At 66.8% G+C, this 16,955-nt stretch carries 12 protein-coding genes; 8 read left to right on the top strand and 4 right to left on the bottom strand.

The genetic code is table 11. The features are described 5' to 3' along the window. Window positions 1-43 precede the first annotated feature (43 nt). The 4 genes from nirB (at window position 44) to ACZI8R_RS15670 (ending at window position 4,877) form a co-directional block, all read left to right on the top strand. Window positions 44-2,551, top strand: a complete 2,508-nt coding sequence (nirB, locus tag ACZI8R_RS15685) for a nitrite reductase large subunit NirB (protein ID WP_463380567.1) — start codon at window positions 44-46, stop codon at window positions 2,549-2,551. Window positions 2,552-2,626: 75 nt separating this feature from the next. After that, the gene (gene nirD / locus ACZI8R_RS15680) at window positions 2,627-3,028 is read left to right on the top strand and encodes a nitrite reductase small subunit NirD (RefSeq protein WP_463380566.1); all 402 of its coding nucleotides are present in this window, start codon (window positions 2,627-2,629) and stop codon (window positions 3,026-3,028) included. After that, window positions 3,025-4,170 carry a uroporphyrinogen-III synthase gene (locus ACZI8R_RS15675; protein ID WP_463380565.1) on the top strand — a complete coding sequence of 382 codons (1,146 nt, stop codon included), beginning with the start codon at window positions 3,025-3,027 and terminating at the stop codon, window positions 4,168-4,170. The genes nirD and ACZI8R_RS15675 overlap by 4 nt, the downstream gene beginning before the upstream one ends. Then, window positions 4,167-4,877, top strand: a complete 711-nt coding sequence (locus ACZI8R_RS15670) for a sirohydrochlorin chelatase (protein WP_463380564.1) — start codon at window positions 4,167-4,169, stop codon at window positions 4,875-4,877. Before ACZI8R_RS15675 ends, ACZI8R_RS15670 begins: the two co-directional genes overlap by 4 nt. On the opposite strand, the gene ACZI8R_RS15665 is transcribed toward ACZI8R_RS15670, so the two are convergent. From ACZI8R_RS15665 to ACZI8R_RS15655, 3 genes are read right to left on the bottom strand one after another with little or no spacing between them, the layout of a single operon-like run. Then, on the bottom strand, window positions 4,866-6,608 hold the full coding sequence (locus ACZI8R_RS15665; RefSeq protein ID WP_463380563.1) for an NTP transferase domain-containing protein: 1,743 nt from the start codon (window positions 6,606-6,608) through the stop codon (window positions 4,866-4,868). The genes ACZI8R_RS15670 and ACZI8R_RS15665 overlap by 12 nt on opposite strands. 40 nt (window positions 6,609-6,648) lie before the next feature. Beyond that, the gene (locus ACZI8R_RS15660; RefSeq protein WP_463380562.1) at window positions 6,649-6,951 is read right to left on the bottom strand and encodes an MGMT family protein; all 303 of its coding nucleotides are present in this window, start codon (window positions 6,949-6,951) and stop codon (window positions 6,649-6,651) included. Continuing rightward, the gene (locus ACZI8R_RS15655; protein ID WP_463380561.1) at window positions 6,951-7,727 is read right to left on the bottom strand and encodes an alpha/beta fold hydrolase; all 777 of its coding nucleotides are present in this window, start codon (window positions 7,725-7,727) and stop codon (window positions 6,951-6,953) included. Before ACZI8R_RS15655 ends, ACZI8R_RS15660 begins: the two co-directional genes overlap by 1 nt. Before the next feature lie 67 nt (window positions 7,728-7,794). On the opposite strand from ACZI8R_RS15655, the gene ACZI8R_RS15650 reads away from it, so the two are divergent. Both ACZI8R_RS15650 and ACZI8R_RS15645 read left to right on the top strand, forming a co-directional pair. Next, window positions 7,795-11,088, top strand: a complete 3,294-nt coding sequence (locus tag ACZI8R_RS15650) for an ATP-dependent helicase (RefSeq protein WP_463380560.1) — start codon at window positions 7,795-7,797, stop codon at window positions 11,086-11,088. Further along, a complete protein-coding gene (locus ACZI8R_RS15645; protein ID WP_463380559.1) occupies window positions 11,085-14,438 on the top strand; it encodes an ATP-dependent helicase in 3,354 nt (1,117 codons plus the stop codon). Before ACZI8R_RS15650 ends, ACZI8R_RS15645 begins: the two co-directional genes overlap by 4 nt. On the opposite strand, the gene ACZI8R_RS15640 is transcribed toward ACZI8R_RS15645, so the two are convergent. After that, window positions 14,395-14,799, bottom strand: a complete 405-nt coding sequence (locus tag ACZI8R_RS15640) for a DoxX family protein (protein ID WP_463380558.1) — start codon at window positions 14,797-14,799, stop codon at window positions 14,395-14,397. The two genes, ACZI8R_RS15645 and ACZI8R_RS15640, sit on opposite strands and share 44 nt — an antisense overlap. A 146-nt stretch (window positions 14,800-14,945) precedes the next feature. Here ACZI8R_RS15640 and ACZI8R_RS15635 point away from each other — a divergent pair, with 146 nt between their 5' ends. After that, a complete protein-coding gene (locus tag ACZI8R_RS15635; protein WP_463380557.1) occupies window positions 14,946-16,013 on the top strand; it encodes a potassium channel family protein in 1,068 nt (355 codons plus the stop codon). Window positions 16,014-16,046: 33 nt separating this feature from the next. Further along, the gene (nudC, locus tag ACZI8R_RS15630; protein ID WP_463380556.1) at window positions 16,047-16,949 is read left to right on the top strand and encodes an NAD(+) diphosphatase; all 903 of its coding nucleotides are present in this window, start codon (window positions 16,047-16,049) and stop codon (window positions 16,947-16,949) included. Window positions 16,950-16,955: the final 6 nt, after the last annotated feature.

Below are 16,955 nucleotides of genomic sequence, written 5' to 3'. Positions count from 1 at the left end.
GCGACCACACGAACTACAGGCATTACTGGAAGTAGGAGCCATCATGAGCCACAAGTCAGCAATCGTCGTCGGCCACGGAATGGTCGGGCACCGATTCGTCGAGGCGTTGCGAGCGCGCGACGACGCGAACGAATGGGCGATCACCGTTCTTTGCGAGGAGCGACTCGCTGCGTACGACCGAGTCGGTCTCTCCTCCTACGTAGGCACTTGGGACCCGAAAGAACTGGCGCTGGCCGGAAACGACTTCGTCGGGGACGAGTCCGTCGATCTGCGGATCGGGGAGCGCGCATCGGCCGTCGACCGCGAAGCGCGAACGGTCACCACCGGTTCCGGCGAGGTCTTGAATTACGACGCGCTCGTGATGGCGACGGGTTCGTACCCCTTCGTGCCTCCGGTGCCCGGACACGACCTGCCCGGTTGCTTCGTCTACCGCACTCTCGACGACCTCGACGGCATTCGTGCGGCAGCGGACACGGCGCCGGGCGGCCACGGGGTCGTGATCGGCGGTGGATTGCTCGGATTGGAGGCGGCGAACGCGCTGCGTCTGCTCGGACTCACGCCGCACGTCGTCGAATACAACAGTCGGCTGATGGCTGCGCAGGTCGACGAGGGTGGCGGCGCGCTTCTCGCGCGTCTCGTCGGCGAACTCGGCATCGAGACTCACACCGGAGTCGGAACGGACCGGATCGAGGAGGGTGCAGACGGCCTGGCCGTGACCCTCTCAGACGGCACGGTGATCGACGCGGCGTGTGTCGTGTTCTCGGCGGGAGTCCGTCCGCAGGACCAGTTGGCTCGCGACTGCGGCCTGGAGGTCGGCGACCGCGGCGGGATCCTCACCGACCTGTCACTGCGGACGTCGGACTCGAACATCTACGCCGTCGGTGAATGTGCCGCCGTCGAGGGGGTCTGTTACGGCCTGGTGGCACCCGGCTATTCCACTGCGGAGGTCGTCGCAGACCGTCTTCTCGGCGGCAGTGCAGACTTCCCGGGCGCGGACCTCTCCACCAAGCTCAAGCTGCTGGGGGTGGACGTCGCGAGCTTCGGCGACGCGCACGCCACCTCGCCGGGCGCGCTCGAGGTGGTGCTTTCCGACGCAGCGAAGGGCACCTACGCGAAGCTCGTCGTGTCGGACGACGCGAAGACATTGCTCGGCGGAATCCTGGTCGGTGACGCCTCCGCGTACTCGTTACTGCGCCCGCTCGTCGGCAGCGAGCTTCCCGGTGACCCCGCGTCGCTGATATCGCCTGCGGGTGAAAAACCTGGAGCGGGTTCGCTTCCCGACGACGCCGAGGTGTGTTCGTGCAACGGCGTCACGAAGGGCACGATTTGCAGTGCCATCGCCGATGGTGCGTGCGACCTTGCCGCTGTGAAGGGGTGCACCAACGCCGGAACCACCTGCGGTGGTTGCCTTCCGACCGTCAAGCAATTGCTGGCCTCGTCCGGGGTCGTCATGTCGAAGGCGCTGTGCGAGCACTTCGAGCAGTCGCGTGCCGAACTGTTCCAGATCGTGCAGGCGACCAACACTCGCACGTTCTCGGCGCTCATCGCCAAGTACGGCAAGGGAACCGGTTGTGACATCTGCAAGCCGACTGTCGCTTCCATTCTGGCGTCGACGGATTCGGATCACATCCTGCACCGCCAGCAGGCGTCGCTGCAGGACACCAACGATCACTTCCTCGCGAACATTCAGAAGAACGGCACCTATTCGGTCGTCCCGCGCATGCCGGGCGGGGAGTGCACCCCGGATCAGCTGATCGTGATCGGTGAGGTGGCTCGCGACTTCGGGCTGTACACGAAGGTGACGGGCGGCCAGCGTATCGACCTGTTCGGTGCCCGGGTGGAACAGCTTCCGGCGATCTGGAAGCGGCTCGTGGACGCCGGTATGGAGTCGGGGCAGGCGTACGGAAAGTCGCTGCGCACGGTCAAGAGTTGTGTGGGTTCCACCTGGTGCCGATACGGCGTGCAGGATTCGGTCGGTATGGCCGTGAATCTCGAGAACCGCTACCGCGGGCTGCGATCACCGCACAAGATCAAGTTCGGCGTCTCGGGCTGCGCCCGTGAATGCGCCGAAGCCCGGGGCAAGGACGTGGGTGTCATCGCCACCGAGAACGGGTGGAACCTCTACGTGGCCGGCAACGGCGGACAGTCTCCCAAGCACGCGCAACTGCTCGCGGGCGGTCTCGACGACGAGACCCTGGTCCGCTACATCGACCGGTACCTCATGTTCTACGTCCGCACCGCCGACCGTCTCCAGCGCACCGCGCCGTGGATGGAGTCGCTGGACGGCGGACTCGACCATCTCAAGGCAGTCGTATGCGAGGACAGCCTTGGGATCGGCGCCGAACTGGAAGAGGACATGGCCAAGCACGTCAGCGGATACCAGGACGAGTGGGCCGGCGTCCTGGACGACCCGGAGAAGCTCTCCCGGTTCGTGTCCTTCGTCAATGCGCCCGACCAGCAGGATCCGACCGTGTCGTTCGACGATTCGGGCGTCAGGAAGGTGCCCGTACTCATGGGAATGCCGAAATTCGCAGCTTCTACATCGGAGTAATGACGGCTTAACACCGGAGAAACACCCGAGCCGTAGACATGAATGGACCGCACCGGTGGTGCTGAGGAGGAAATCATGACCGTGACCCACGTAGGCCGCGCAAGCGTGCAATCCGGACGTCTCGAGTGGACGTCCGCGTGCCCGCTCAGTCATCTGATTCCGGGCAGGGGCGTGGCGGTGTTGCTGCGCGGAGGTGAGCAGGTGGCACTGTTCCTCCTCGAGGACGGAACGCTGCGTGCGGTCGGAAACATCGACCCGTTCGGTCGCGCCGCGGTGATGTCACGTGGCCTGGTGGGGGACCGCAGTGGTGAGCCGATTGTGGTCTCGCCCCTGCTCAAGCAGGTGTTCTCGCTGGTAGACGGCCGCTGCCTCGACGACGAGAACGTCCTGCTCCCGGTCTACGACGTGCGAGTGTGGGCCGGAGTCGTCCAGGTGCACAGCTCGGCCCCGTCGCAGGGCGAGCGCGGCGTTTCGTGAACGATGCGACACCGCTGTGTGGGTTCACAGTGGGGATCACGGCCTCGCGCCGGGCAGAGGAGTTCGCGACACTGCTGACCCGTCGCGGCGCCGACGTCGTCTACGCGCCGGCCATTCGCATCATTCCTCTCGCGGACGATTTGGAACTCGAGAGGGTGACCCGCGACATCGTCGAGAACCCGCCGGCGATCGTGGTGGCCACCACCGGGATCGGATTCCGCGGGTGGATGGAGGCCGCCGAGGGCTGGGGTCTGGCCGAGGAGTTGGCCGGCGCACTCGCACGGGTGGAACTGCTCGCGCGTGGGCCCAAGGCCAAAGGCGCGATCCGAGCCGCAGATCTACGCGAGACCTGGTCACCTGATTCCGAATCCTCCGCCGAAGTCCTCGACCATCTTCTGGAGGAAGGGGTGGAGGGGAAACGGATCGCCGTGCAGCTGCACGGCGCCACCACCGAGTGGGAACCGATTCCCGACTTCTGCGAAGTACTGCGATGTGCCGGCGCAGAGGTCATCTCGGTACCGGTGTACCGGTGGACGCCACCGGAAGACCCGACCCAGCTGGATCGGATGATCGAGATGGTGACGTCGGGAGGGTTGGACGCAATCAGCTTCACCAGCGCTCCCGCGGTCGCGTCGATGTTGGGGCGGGCGAAGGAGATCGGATTGCTCGAGCCGATGCTGCACTCGTTGCGCGGACGAGTCGCCGCGGTCTGTGTGGGACCGGTCACCGCAGCGCCGCTGCACCAACTCGACGTACCCACCACCGAGCCGGCGAGGGCGCGGCTCGGAGCGTTGGCCAGGCACATCGTGGACGAACTACCCCGGCGTGCCAACCGGATTCAGGCCTCGGGTCACGAGCTGAGTATCAGAGGGTGCTGTGTGGTCGTGGACGGCGAGGTTCGCCAGTTGCCGCCGGCCGCGATGTCGCTGATCCGAGCGCTGGGTGTGCGCCCGGGCCGGGTGGTGTCGCGCGACGAACTCCTGGGTGTGCTCCCGGGCGGCGGCGGTGACACCCACGCAGTCGAAACGGCGGTCGCGCGGCTACGTGCCTCGCTCGGCGCCCCGAAAGCTGTTCAGACCGTGGTGAAGAGGGGATACCGACTGGCCCTCGACCCTGTCGACTGCGGGGAGGAGAGAGTATGAACGACCCGAGAATGGTGCTGGTCGCACACGGAACCCGCAACCCACGGGGCGTGGAGATGATCGCGGCGCTCGCCGATGCAGTATCCGAACGGGTGGGAAATACACGTGTCGCGTTCGTCGACGTGCTCGGACCCGCACCGTCCGAAGTTCTGCGAGAGCTGACGGGGCCGGCGGTCGTCGTGCCGGCGTTTCTGGCATCGGGATATCACGTGCACACCGATGTGCCACGCGAAGTCGCCGACAGCGGGCACTCCGATGTGATCGTGACACGGGCTTTGGGGCCGGACCCGGTTCTGGCGCAGGTGCTGATCCGCCGACTCGTCGAAGCTGGTTGGCGTCCAGGCGATTCGGTCGTCCTCGCCGCTGCCGGATCGTCGGACCCGCGTGCTCTTCGTGACGTGCGCAGGGCTGCCGCGATGCTGTCGGAGGCGGTAGGCGATCGGGTCGAGATCGGGTACGTCGCCACTGGTGAGCCGCGGGTCCCCGCAGTGGTCGAGCGGGTGCGCAGGGCAGGAGCCAAGCGGGTGTTCGTGGCGTCCTACCTCTTGGCGCGCGGCCTTTTTCACGATCGTCTCGGTGCTGCCGGGGCGGACGGAGTGGCTCAGCCCCTCGGTGTGGATCCCGATGTGGTCGGTGTACTCGAGCAGCGGTTCACGGCTGCCGCGGAGTCGCTGCTGGTCGCCGCTCCGCAACGTTCAGCGCGGTAGGGGCATCAATTCGACCGGACCGCTGTGGTTCGGACGCACGATCGCCAGCGCGTCCCTGCCGATGAGTCCCGCGAGGTGAGCGGTGCGAACCGACTGGTCCACTTTCCATCGGCCATCCGGTAGTCGCGTTGCCGGGAGAATGCGGGTCGCGTTGGTTGTGAGATCGTCGAGGTCCAGCACATTGCCCGTTTCGGAAGTCGGCGTTCCGGATCCCACGAGTGCAGCGACGATCGTCGGCAGCATGGCCGACAGCGTCGCGACTGCCGCATAGGGATTACCCGGCAGTCCGAGAACGACGCGGCCGTCGGGGAGGGTGGCGACGATCTGTGAGCCGCCGGGCCGGATCGCCACTCGCCCCACCACCACGCGGGCCCCCACCTCGTCGAGCGACCGGCGCAGTTGATCGGCAGCGCCGCCGCCGGTGGCGCCCACGATGACGATGACGTCGGTGTCCGTGATCTCGCGGAGGACTTGCTCGAAGCTTTCGGATGTGTCGCGCAGATGCGCGGTCGTAACCTCGTGAACGCCGCAGTGTGAGAGCAGCATCGGGATGATCGGGCCGAGTGAGTCGCGCGTCTGGCCGGTGTGGAGTGGCCCGCTGCGACGAATCTCGTCTCCCGTCACCACCACGTGTGCGCGAACCGGACCGCGAACCGCGGCAGCGGTGACTTCGGCGGATGCGGCTGCGGAGATCAGTGCCGGAGAGACGCAGGTGCCGGTATCGGCAATGAGATGTCCGACGTCCCAGTCCTCGCCGCGTCGACGTGTGTCGTCTCGATCGGCGACGTCGTCCCGGAGTCGGACCTCCGAATCGTCCACGATGACATGTTCGTCGCGAAGTACGGTCGTTGCACCGTGCGGTACATGGGCACCGGTCGCGATGCGGACTGCTTCGCCGTCCTCGAGTTCGAGAGTTTCCGCGGCGCCTGCATAACGAGTCTCCGTGCGCAGGCGCCATGGTCCGGTCGTGCCACCCGCCACCGCGTATCCGTCCATGGCGGACACGTCCATTCGCGGGTAGGCCTCCGCCGCGATCAACGGCTCCGACAATGCGGCGCCGCGCGAGGTTTCGAGGCTGCGTATCGCGGACGGCAACGGGGGCACGGCGCGAAGCACGGCTCGTCTTGCCTCGTCGATGTCCAGCGGCGCGTGTCGAGTGCGTGAACGAGCGAGGTCGACATCCGACGTAGTGTCGCAATCCACCGCAGCTTGCGTGGGAACCGAAGAGTATCGATCCGGCACAAGGACTTTCATAGGTTGGTTCACGTGCGAATTCAGTGCCTTCAGTCGATCGTCGAGCACTCCTGCATTCCATGCCGAGCACAGGTACTGCACGTGATCGGACTCGTCCACGGCAAAAGCCACGCCGCCTCGACTCGTGTCGACGGCATCGGTCAATGCGCCGATCAGCTCCGTATCCAGGTGGGGGAGATCGGCGGCGAGGACCACGATCGTGTCGTGCTCGTGGGGCGCGAGCTCCTCCACACCGGCGGCGACAGCGGCGACCGGGCCGGCCCCGTGAGGCGATTCCCGGTTCTGGAGCACCCGGCCCTCGAGCTCCGGCCGATGCGGGCCGACCACCACGATGCGCTCGCACGCGGACACGGCTGCGAGAGCGGTATCGAGCATGCGGCGACCACCCACGACGAGTGCCGGCTTGTCCACGCCGCCCATACGGCTGGCTTTTCCGCCGGCCAGGACGATCGCATGCACGGATCGGGTGGACGTCATGGACCAATGCTGCCGTACCCGGCGCCCGATTGCACCACCATCACGCACCGAATCGATGACGGGCAACACTGAGGTCCACCCGACCGTCGCGGATGGGGACGCCCTCCAGTTCGAGGGCGGCGAGCTGTCGGTGCACGAGGTGCGCTGCAGGACGGCCGGATGCGCCGATCACTCTGTGCCACGGCAGATCGGCTGCGTCCGTGCGCATGATCCATCCGACCGTGCGCGGACTCGAGAGGTGAGCCGCAGCCGCTATGTCGCCGTACGTGGCGACGGAACCCGACGGGATCGACGCGACCAGTTCCCGGACGCGTTCGATCTGCTCGTCGGTGGTTGCGGCCATCAGAGGTACTTGCGCAGAATGGCTGCCACCTCGTCGGGTAGCGCCAGCGGAACCATGTGGTCGCAGTCGAGCTCAGTGGTGGTCAGGTTGTCGCCCAGACGCTCCTGCAGGGCCGCCCGGAACGCCTCGGTGGTGTACGGCGGTTGGACCTTCTTGGCGGGCACGAGCGCGGTCGGCGTGCCACTGGGCGGCAGGACGAACTCTCGGGCCAGCTCACCCCACACGGCGACGACGGCGGGGACGGACATGCGCCAGTTGACCCGACCGTTGTCCAGGTCGATCAGGTGCTCGTCGATCTCGGCGCTCAGGATGTGCGCGGGGACGTCACCCCAGGCCTCGCCCTCTTTCTCGCCCCGCGCCTCCGCAGCATCGGTGTAGTCGGGCGAGGAGATGGTCAGTTCGGCCACCTTGTTCATGAGCGCGCCGTCGAGTCCGATCGCCGGGTCGAGCAGGACCAGACCACGCACGAGGTGTGGAGCCGTGTTCGCGACATGCAACGCGAGGGCGCCGCCGAACGAGTGACCGACCACGACCACCGGGCCGCGGGCGTGTGCCGCGAGCGTGTCGATGATCGCGGCCACGTGGGCCTCGATGTTCCATGGCGCAGACCAGGTGGAGCGTCCGTGGCCGAGCAGATCGGGTGCGATCCATCTCGCCTCGGGGACGTGGTCGCGAGCGAGCGCCTCCCAACGCCGGCCGTGTCCGGTCACCCCGTGAAGTGCGAGAACCTCGGGTCCGTCCTCGGGTCCGTACAGATACGTATGCAATGCCGACACGAGAGTTCACTCTAGGGTGCGGTCCCGAGCCGAGGTCGTGTCGGACCGATCTGGTGAAATGCACTTCATGACTCAGACGGCCGTGCACTCCCGGAAGGCGCCCGGTCGCGCCAGGCTGGTGCAGCGCACGGCGGCGAGTCGCACGAAGCGTGACTGGGATCCACGAGTCGGACGTTTGTTCGCTGCCACCGCGCCGAGGGGCTGGCACCCCTGGCAGGTGCTGGGCGGGCCGGGCACGGGCAAGACGTCGCTTCTGGTCGACTGTGCGGTCGATCGCATCTCGTCGGGGGAGAACCCCGAGTCGGTTCTGGTCCTCACTCAGTCTCGCCGTGCCGCGACGCGGGTGCGCGAGGAGATCACTGCCGGTCTGCTCGACCACGAAACCGAACACGGTGCCAGAGCCACGCGCGAGCCCCTGGTGCGGACGGTGCATTCCTACGCCTTCGCGGTGCTGCGTCTACAGGCGTCCGCGCACGGGAATCCTCCGCCCCGACTCATCACCGGCGCCGAGCACGACGCCGTCCTGCGAGAGATGTTGCGCGGTGACATCGAGGACGGTGGCAACATGTGGCCCGAACGGCTGCGCCCGGCGCTCGGCATGAATGGGTTCGCCACCGAGGTTCGAGACCTGATGATGCGCGCCAACGAACGTGGGCTCGGGCCGGAGGACCTGATCAAGCTGGGCCGCAAACGCAATCGCCCCGAGTGGACTGCAGTGGGACGGTTCGCCGCCCGCTACGAATTCGGGATGCTCCTGCGCGGCTCGGTCGGGGTCGAGGCGCCGGAGGCCACCGCACCGGCATTGGACGCCGCCGAACTGATCAGTGCGGCACTGATGGCCTTCGCCACCGACCCGGAGTTGTTGCGGGGTGAGCGCGCCCGAGTACGGCACCTGTTGGTCGACGATGCCCAACACCTCGACCCGCAAGCCGCCGAACTGGTGCGCCTCGTCGGGACCGGTACGAGCACCACCGTGATCGCCGGTGATCCCGATCAGGCGATCTACGGATTCCGCGGAGCGGACTCACGGTTCCTCCTTGAGCTCGCGGACAAGGGAGCCGACCGGCAACTGGTTCTCCCCACCAACTTCCGGAGCGGCGCCGAGGTTGCGGCGGTGGCATCGAAAGTGGCGGCGCGGTTGCCCGGTCACCATCCGCATCGGGGGTGGGTACCGGACGCGGACGGCGGACGTACACAGGTGCACGTCGTGGCCAGCCCGGCCAAGGAAGCCGCACTGATCGCGGACACGATGCGACGGGCACACCTGCTGGACGGCGTTCCGTGGTCCGAGATGGCGGTGATCGTTCGTTCGGTTCCTCGCGCCCTCGCTCCACTTCGTCGTGCGCTGCTGGCCTTCGGCGTGCCGGTCACCACCTCGGCCTCGGAATTGCCCTTGGCTCGCCAGCACGGCGTGAGCGGCCTGCTGCTCGCCCTGCGCGCTCTCTCGGGCGAGGCGTTCACCGGTGAAGACGCTGTCGCGCTGCTGTCGTCGCCCGTCGGCGGTGTGGAACCGGTGGCACTCCGTCGTCTGCGGCGAGGTCTCCGTCGCTCGGAGCTCGCGCGCGGCGGTGAGCGGGAATCCTCGGAGCTGTTGCGGCTGGTGCTCATCGGCGAGATCGGGCGTTCGGACCCGCTGTTGAAACGGCTCACCGATGTCGAATCGGAGTCGCTGCGGCGCACGATGTCGGTGTTGCGCAAGGCCGCGGTGCCGCTCGACCGCGGCCGCGGACTCGAAGAGGTGCTGTGGGCGGCGTGGCAGGCCGCCGGGCTCGAACGGGTGTGGGCTGCGGCCTCGGCGCGCGGTGGACCGGTCGGCTCACAGGCGGACCGTGACCTCGATGCGGTCGTCGCGCTGTTCGATGCCGCTGCCGGCTATGTGGACAGGCTGCCGCGCGCGCAGATTGCCGGGTTCGTCGATTACCTGACGAGCCAGGAGATCCCGAGCGTGTCGCGGGGCGCCTCGGCCGTGCCCGGAGATGCCGTGACGATCCTCAGCGCGCATTCAGCGGCGGGGCGCGAGTGGGATGTCGTTGCCGTGGCGGGAGTGCAAGAGGGATTGTGGCCGAGCCTGCGTGCACGCGGATCACTTCTGGCGACGGATGCCCTGATCGATCTTGCGGACGGAGTCACGGACGGCAGCGATGCCGCAGAAGATCGCATGTCGCGCACCGCACCGCTGCTCGCAGAGGAGCGCCGGCTCTTCCTCGTTGCCTGTGGCAGAGCCCGTCGAGGCCTGTTGATCACGGCGGTGGAATCTGCGGGCGGCGACGAGTTGGTGCCCTCGCGATTCGTAGAGGAGCTGTCCGGGACCCAGTGCAGCGATTCCGACGACCTCGAACCGGAGAAGGTCGAGCAGCCGCCGAGTCGAGTTCTGGCATTGCCCGCCCTCGTGGCCGAACTACGCAGCGTCGTCTGTGATCCGGATATCGGCGAGAGTGACCCGGCGCGCAGAGATCGTGCCGCAGCGCAATTGGCCCGTCTGGCAAAGGCCGGTGTGCGCGGCGCCCACCCGGATCAGTGGTACGGAACCGCAGAACCGAGTTCGAACGACCCGTTGTGGGAGGTGTCGGACGGACCGGTCTCGCTGTCGCCGTCGAGCATCGAGTTGCTCGAAACCTGTGCGCTGCGCTGGCTCCTCGAACGGCACGGCGGAACCGACGGCGACAACACTCACGCCATCTCCGGCACGCTGGTCCATACCCTGGTGCAGGCCGTCGCGGGTCGCATTCCCGCCGACCAGGTCGACGCGGCACTCGAGAAGGCCTGGACTGCGATCGATCTGGGGTCGCAGTGGTATTCGCGCAGTGAACTCGATCGCACGCGCGCGATGATCGAGACGTTCTCGAAGTGGCTGGCGGGCACGCGAGGCGAACTCACCGAGGTGGGCGTCGAAGTGGGAGTGGACGGAGTTCTCGAGCCGCGGGAGGAGGGTGGTCCTTCGGTGCACCTACGTGGCCGCATCGACCGCCTGGAAAGAGACTCCGAGGGGCGGCCCGTCATCGTCGACGTGAAGACCGCGCGCAATCCGGTTACCAAGGACGCCGCCCAGGAGCACGCGCAGTTGGCGGCATACCAAGTTGCAGCGGCCGTCGGCGCCATCGACGGCGAACCACCGACAGAACCGGGTGGGGCGTGGTTGGTCTTCGTGGCGAAGTCGCACAAGAAGGACGGTGCGGCGCAACGTAACCAGTCGGCGCTGACGGACGAGGGCCTCGCGACCTGGACCGATGTGATCCACGCCGCGGCCGCCGCCACCAGAGGACCGCAGTTTCTCGCCCGCATCAACGACGGCTGCCGTCACTGCCCGGTGAGGTCGAGTTGCCCCGCCCACGACGAAGGCAGGCAGGTGACGGGGGAGTGAGCGCAGCGCGCAATGTTCGAGTGAGCCCGGACGATCTCGCTCGTGGACTCGGACAGTTTCCGCCCACTCCCGAGCAGGCGGCCGTCATCGCAGCCCCGATGGGTCCGACCCTCGTCGTCGCCGGCGCCGGTGCAGGGAAGACCGAGACTATGGCCGCTCGGGTGGTGTGGATGGTGGCGAACGGTCTCGTCGAGCCCGAAGCCGTTCTAGGACTCACCTTCACACGAAAGGCGGCGCAGCAGCTCACCGCGCGTATCCGTAAGCGCCTTTCGAGGCTGGCGGGATCGGAGTTGCTGCGATCGATCGATCCTTCGGGCGAGCTGCGATCGAAGATCGTGTCCGGGGAACCGGAGATCAGTACGTATCACGCCTATGCGGGCAGATTGTTGACCGAGCACGGGTTGCTGTTGCCGATCGAGCCATCGTCCACGCTGCTGTCCGAGACGGAACTGTGGCAACTCGCGCATCGGGTCGTCAGCTCGTGGGACGGAGACCTGGACACCGACCGAAGCCCTGCCTCGCTCACCGAATCCGTGCTCGCACTGTCAGGTCAGCTCGCCGAGCACCTGGTGGAACCCGATCAGCTTCGCGAGGCCCACGCCGAACTCGACCGGCTGGTACATACGCTTCCGGCCGGGCCGGGGCAGCGCGGGGGACCATCGAAGGGGCTCCTCGACATCCTGGACACCCAGCACGCGCGGGTTGCGTTGCTACCGCTCGTGGAGCGGCTGAGCGAAACGCTCCGCCGTGAGGGCGCACTCGACTTCGGCAGCCAGATGTCGCTCGCGGCGCGACTGGCCGCCGAGCACGCCGAGGTCGGCCGAACCGAGCGCGATCGTTTCCGGGTCGTGCTGCTCGACGAGTATCAGGACACCGGACACTCGCAGCGAGTGTTGTTGTCCTCCCTGTTCGGCGGTGGCCGCGACGGCTCTCTTGCACTCACCGCGGTGGGCGACCCGATGCAGTCCATCTACGGGTGGCGGGGCGCCTCTGCCGCCAACCTTCCGCGGTTCGCCACCGACTTCCGGCTACCGAGCGGCTCGCCGGCGCCGATCCTCGAGTTGCTCACCAGCTGGCGAAACCCACCGGAGGCACTCGCACTCGCGAATGCTGCATCGACATCCCTACGGGGAAGAGGCGTTCCGGTCAGCACACTGCGAGCGCGACCGGATGCTGTGCCCGGTGACGTGCGGATCGCGTTGACGACCGATGTGGTGTCGGAACGTGAATGGGTGGCAGACAAGATCGCCGAGCAGTTCGAGGCGGCGCGAACAGCAGGGGTGGAACCGCCCACGGCCGCAGTGCTCATTCGCCGAAATGCCGACGCCGCACCGATTGCCGAGGTGCTGCGCAGCCGAGGATTGCCGGTGGAGGTGGTGGGCCTGGGCGGTCTGCTTCACACGCCGGAGGTCGCCGACGTCATCGCCATGTTGCGGGTGGTCGCGGACCCGATGGCCGGCAGCGCTGCCGTTCGGGTGTTGACGGGAGCGCGATGGCAGGTCGGTGCCCGCGATCTCACTGCGCTCGCGGCACGGGCCTCGGAGCTCGCTATCCGCAAGGGATACGGCACGACCGGCGCTGTCACGGACGCGAACGCACTCGAGGCTGCGGTCGAGGAATCGCTTCCAGGTGAACTGGCAGAGCAAGCGGGCCTGGTGGATGCACTGGCCGATCCTGGCTCCGCCGAACGCTATTCGGCGGACGGCTTCGCCCGGATCACGACGGTGGCGCGTGAGCTCGCGTCGCTGCGTGAACGGATCGGTCAGCCGCTCACCGAATTGGTGGCCGACGTCGAACGGGTGCTCGGGATCGGTATCGAAGCGCAGGCACGCTTGCGTGAGGGAGTGTCCGGTGAGGCGGGCAGAGAGCATCTGGATGCGTTCGCCGATGTGGTGGCGGGGTACGCCGGACGGACTTCGGCGTCGGTGTCGGGTCTGCTGTCGTTTCTCGCGGCGGCCGAGACCGTCGAGAAGGGGCTTGCGCCGGGGGAAGTCGACGTCGATCCGCACCGAGTGCAGGTTCTGACCGTCCACTCCGCGAAGGGGCTCGAATGGGAAGTGGTCGCGGTGCCGCACCTCACCGGTGGGGTGTTCCCGTCCAGCACGGCGACCGGCTCGTGGCTCGGCGCGTTGGGCGAGTTGCCCCCGTCTCTGCGTGGTGACCGCGCGCTGCCCGATGACGGTATGGACGGGGTGCCGGTTCTCGATCTCGAGAACGTCTACAACCGAAAGGATCTCGAGAACGCCATCGCTGCCCACAAGGCGGCACTGGCCGATCGGAAACTCGACGAGGATCGCCGATTGTTCTACGTGGCGCTGACTCGGACCGAACGAGTCCTCTTCGCCTCGGGTCATCACTGGGCGGAGTCGGGGAGTGAGCCGAAGGGCCCGTCAGTGTTTCTCACCGAACTTCGTGACGAGGCGGAGCGAGCGGAGCAGCACGTCGTCGCGGTCGTCGAGGAGTGGGCCGACGCGCCCGACGACAGTGAAAATCCGCTGACTGCGGAGCCGAAAGTTGCGTCTTGGCCGCGTGATCCCCTGGGGCACAGGCGTGCATGGGTAGAAGAAGGAGCGTCCCTGGTACGAGAGGCTGTCGCGAAGCCCGAGGTGCCGACAGATCCGGAGGACGATCCCGACAACTGGGCCGCCGACGTGGATGCCTTGTTGGCCGAACGTGAGGCCAGGGCCCACACTCGCGCCGAAGTGGTGTTGCCGGCGCAGTTGTCGGTCAGTCAGTTGGTAGAGCTGAAGGCGGACCCGGGTGAACTCGCCGCGCGGCTACGTCGTCCGCTGCCGTATCCCCCCAATCCGCTCGCACGCCGGGGCACGGCCTTTCATGCTTGGGTGGAACGCCGCTTCGGCGCGACCAGGCTCCTCGATCTGGACGAGCTCCCCGGTGCGGCCGACACCGTCGACGGCGCGGAATCCGACCTCGACAAGCTGCAAGCAGCCTTCCTGCGATCCGAGTGGGCCGACCGAAGTCCGGCCGAGGTCGAGGTCCCATTCGAGACTTCCGTTGCGGGCACGGTCGTCCGGGGCCGGATCGACGCGGTCTTCGGTGACGCCGATGGTGGCTGGACGGTGGTCGACTGGAAGACGGGAGCGGAGCCGGCAGCGGACCGAGAGGATGCGGTGGTCATGCAGTTGGCCGCGTACCGCTTGGCGTGGGCAGAACTCGTCGACGTCCCGATCGGCAGAGTGCGGGCCGCGTTCCACTACGTGCGCTCGGGGCGCACCATTGCCCCAGACGACCTGCCCGACGAGGCCGCTTTGGCGGAGTTGATCAGGACTGCTGGGCAGACTTCTTCTATCGGCGAGGAGCCCGACGACGCGCCGCCAGAGACTGCGTGACGAGCGGAATCTGCAGGGGCAGACGAACGAGAGCACCGATTTTCTGCGCCTGAGTGGTCTTGCTGCTGCGCCACCAGTCGACGGCCATCTGGATATTCGCCGGGAACACCGCGACGAACAGGACTGCGGCGAGGCCCGCGCCCAGTCGACGTGTGCGCGGAATCGCGAGGGCGGTGCCGATGGTGGCCTCGGCGACACCGGAGGCATACGTATACGTACGAGCCTCACCCGGGAGTTGCCGTGGAACCGTGCTGTCGAAGAACTTCGGTGACGCGAAATGAATCACCGCAGCACCGAGGAGGAGAGCGGACAACCGGTAGGCGGCAGCTTGGCTGGGTCGGGCGTTGGCGTCGCGTGGCATTGGTTCAGTGTGGCACGAGGTGTCCGGAGCGTTTTCGCCGTCACGGCGAGCGAATGTCGCCCTCCGGAGACGATCGGGGTTAGGCTTGCCAGCCGATGTGAGTCCTGTGGTGATGAAGAACCTGTGACCGACGTGGAGACGATTGTATGGCCGGCAGGCTGCGGGCGAGATTGAACAGGTCGGAGGCGCTCACCGACCAGCCGGACTTCGCGCTGGTGGGCGTTCTCAAGATTCCGGAGCTACGGAAGAGTCCGGCACGCGCAATCTACAAACGAGTCGGTATTGCTCTCGGGGCGCTGATGCTGGCAGTCCTGATCGTCTACGTCGATCGGGACGGCTACCGCGATGTTCAGGACAACCAACTGTCGTTCCTCGATTGCGTCTATTACGCCACCGTCTCACTGTCCACCACCGGATACGGCGACATCACCCCGGTCGAGCCGTCCGCCCGCCTGATCAACGTCCTGTTGATCACGCCGCTGCGGATCTTCTTCCTCATCATCCTGGTCGGTACCACCCTTGCCGCATTGACGGAGAGTTCACGTCAGGCATTCAAAATTCAGCGTTGGAGGCATCAGGTGCGCAATCACACCGTCGTCGTCGGGTATGGAACCAAGGGACGGACCGCGATCGAGGCAATGCTCGGCGACGACGTTCCGGCGTCGGAGATCGTGGTGGTGGACACCGACAGTGTGGCCCTCGACGCGGCAGCTGCCAAAGGTCTCGTGACAGTGCAGGGTTCGGCGACGAAGTCCGATGTGTTGCGCCTGGCCGGAGCGCAGAACGCGGCTTCGATCATCGTTGCGGCGAATCGTGACGACACAGCGGTTCTGGTGACCCTCACCGCTCGTGAGCTGGCACCGAAAGCGAAGATCGCCGCTGCCATCCGCGAGGCGGACAACGCGCACTTGCTACGTCAGTCGGGTGCCGACTCCGTCGTCGTCTCCTCTGAGACGGCAGGGCGTCTGCTCGGCATCGCCACCACCACGCCGACGGTCGTGGAGATGATCGAAGACCTGTTGACTCCGGAAGCCGGCTTCGCGATTGCGGAACGTGCGGTGGAGCGTGACGAGGTCGGCGGATCTCCCCGGCACCTCGCCGACATCGTGCTCGGTGTCGTGCGTGACGGGCGGCTCGTGCGCGTGGGATCGCCGGAAGTCGACGCGGTGGAGGCGGAGGATCGACTCCTCTACATCCGGCGGGTCACCGTCTGATTCCCGTTTCACACACGCAGTAGTGTCGGGGTCGTGCCTGAATTTCAGCTGACCGAAATGCCTTTGTTGTCACGATCTTCGGTAGGTCGTGCAGAAGAGCTGCGTTCGGATACCGCGGCGCTGCACTCGGGTTGGACCGACGCTCGCGTGCTGGAAGTGGATCCACGCGGGCGCGTCCGGGTCGAGGGAACGCGGCTGTTGTTGCGAGACGCAACCGAATTCGGCGCGGAGCCGGTGCGTGATGCCGTTTTTCTGGGCATTCGTGAAGGCCGACACGTCTGGGCGATTCGCGCCCGCGAACTCGACGGTGATCTCGCAGATCTCCGGTTGCTCGGCAGTGAACTGGGCGACGCGGATGCGGGACTGGTCACCGGCGCCGTCGCGATCCTGAACTGGCACGATTCTGCGCGCTTCAGCTCACTCGACGGTGCGCCGAGTGAGCCGACGGTGTCCGGATGGTCTCGAATCTCCACTTCCACCGGCCACCAGGAGTTTCCGCGAACCGATCCCGCAGTGATCTGTCTCGTCCACGACGGTGATGATCGGGTTCTCCTCGCACGTCAGCCGAGTTGGCCGCCCAGGCGCTTCTCCATTCTCGCCGGCTTCGTCGAAGCGGGAGAGAGCCTCGAGACCTGTGTGGTCCGCGAGATCCAGGAGGAGGTCGGTATCGAGGTGCGCGATGTGCGGTACCTCGGCAGTCAACCGTGGCCGTTCCCTCGTTCGGTGATGATCGGGTTCGCCGCTGTCGGCGATCCCGATGCGCCATTGGTGTTTGCGGACGGCGAGATCGCCGAGGCGCACTGGTTCACGAGAGACGAGGTCCGAAAGGCCCTCGAACTCGGCGATTGGACATCCAACGAGGACGCTCCGCTCCTGCTGCCCGGCTCCATTTCGATCGCCCGCGGCATCCTCGAATCGTGGGCGGACGCGAGTTAGACCTCA

This window comes from Rhodococcus huquni (assembly GCF_055231055.1).
The sequence above is the reverse complement of the archived record's forward strand: the minus strand, read 5'-3'. Positions and strand labels throughout refer to the sequence as shown.

What these genes read in the sequence shown, in the direction of transcription:
- nirB (WP_463380567.1), top strand. Translation starts at nt 44, where the DNA reads ATGAGCCACAAGTCAGCAATCGTCGTCGGCCACGGAATGGTCGGGCAC.
- nirD (WP_463380566.1), top strand. Translation starts at nt 2,627, where the DNA reads ATGACCGTGACCCACGTAGGCCGCGCAAGCGTGCAATCCGGACGTCTC.
- ACZI8R_RS15670 (WP_463380564.1), top strand. Translation starts at nt 4,167, where the DNA reads ATGAACGACCCGAGAATGGTGCTGGTCGCACACGGAACCCGCAACCCA.
- ACZI8R_RS15665 (WP_463380563.1), bottom strand. Translation starts at nt 6,608, where the DNA reads ATGACGTCCACCCGATCCGTGCATGCGATCGTCCTGGCCGGCGGAAAA.
- ACZI8R_RS15660 (WP_463380562.1), bottom strand. Translation starts at nt 6,951, where the DNA reads ATGGCCGCAACCACCGACGAGCAGATCGAACGCGTCCGGGAACTGGTC.
- ACZI8R_RS15650 (WP_463380560.1), top strand. Translation starts at nt 7,795, where the DNA reads ATGACTCAGACGGCCGTGCACTCCCGGAAGGCGCCCGGTCGCGCCAGG.
- ACZI8R_RS15640 (WP_463380558.1), bottom strand. Translation starts at nt 14,799, where the DNA reads ATGCCACGCGACGCCAACGCCCGACCCAGCCAAGCTGCCGCCTACCGG.
- ACZI8R_RS15635 (WP_463380557.1), top strand. Translation starts at nt 14,946, where the DNA reads ATGGCCGGCAGGCTGCGGGCGAGATTGAACAGGTCGGAGGCGCTCACC.